Source organism: Zhongshania sp., from assembly GCF_041584495.1.
Classification (GTDB): domain Bacteria; phylum Pseudomonadota; class Gammaproteobacteria; order Pseudomonadales; family Spongiibacteraceae; genus Spongiibacter.
The window spans coordinates 1-1,340 of the sequence record NZ_JBFHDY010000294.1 but is presented as its reverse complement, the minus strand read 5'-3'; the positions used below and the strand labels follow the sequence as shown (position 1 = coordinate 1,340).

General features: G+C 53.5%; 1 protein-coding gene. It reads right to left on the bottom strand.

Annotated features, from left to right (window positions below):
* On the bottom strand, nucleotides 1–1,340 hold a 1,340-nt coding region (locus ABYP33_RS19260), incomplete at both ends, for a molybdopterin cofactor-binding domain-containing protein (protein WP_373092983.1).

The window sequence follows — 1,340 nt, the reverse complement described above, 5'->3', positions numbered from 1 at the left end:
GTCAAGCCAAACACAATACCACTTTCCATCTGCATAGTGACAATGTCAGGGTTAATCGCCATGCCGCACTCTACCGCGCACACCACTTTATGGACTTTAATCTTGCCGTCCACAATCGACACATTCACCACTTGCGCGGTAACCGTCGAAAACGACTCATGCACTGCTACGCCTTGAAACTGGCCAGCAGGTGGGTTCCCCCAATTGGCTTTAGACGCGGCCAACTCCAGCACCTTGCGACGCCGCGAGTCTTTGGCTAAATGTGCCAGGCGGAAAGCCACCGGGTCTTGCGCTGTGCGATGAGCCAGCTCGTCGATAAAGCTCTCCATAAAGAAGGCATTTTGGGAATGCCCCACTGAACGCCAATAACCGAGCGGAATTGTGGTCTTTTGCTCCACATAATCCGTGCGCATATAGGGAAATTCATAATCAGAATGTGCCAAACCCTCTGAGGCAGCGGGGTCAGTATCACTAGCAAGACCACCGATATTTTTGTGGAGCCCATTAGGAAGCCATTCTGGCAACAAGGTATTGGTAACGTATCGCACAAAGCTGCCAATAATACTCGGCGCAACAATCTTGGCCTGCATGCTGGTGACGGTCGCCTTATCAATCATTGCGCTCATGGCCACGGTGGAGTTCGGACGATAAAAATCGCCCCGCATATCGTCCTCGCGACTCCACACTACCCGCACTGGTTTGCCACTTAGCTGGGCAACTCGCGCCGCCTCCACCAAATAGTCGGGCATGATACGCCGGCCAAAACCGCCGCCGAGCATTTGATTGTAAATACGCACCTGCTCGCGCCTAAAGCCCGTAGCATCAGCGATTTCTGACATGGCGATATCGGGCGATTGATTACCCGTCCAAATTTCAACACCCGTCTTAGTGACCACGGCCAAGGCATTCATTGGCTCCATTGTCGCGTGGGCAAGATAAGGCACATCGTAAACGGCTTCAAACAACTCGCCCGTCGCGGCACTTGCTTCGCCTTTTTCTTCAACATTTTTGCCTTCTTCACTGCCGAGCAAACGATGTCGCTCGTCACGTAATTCTTTGCTGCTGACCCCGGCGAGAGGGCCTTTATCCCAAACCACATCAACCACGTTGGCCGCTTGGCGCGCCTGCCAATAGCTATTCGCCAGCACAGCAACTGCACCGTCTACCTCAAAAACCGACGCCACCCCCGATTTCGTCAACGCCTCACTTGCGTCAAAGCGCTTGACCCTACCACCAAACTGCGGGCAGCGCAGTAACACTGCGGTTAACGCCTCTGGGTATTGAACATCGATTCCGAAGTCAGACTTACCGGTCACTTTAGCCAAGGCATCTAAGCGCTG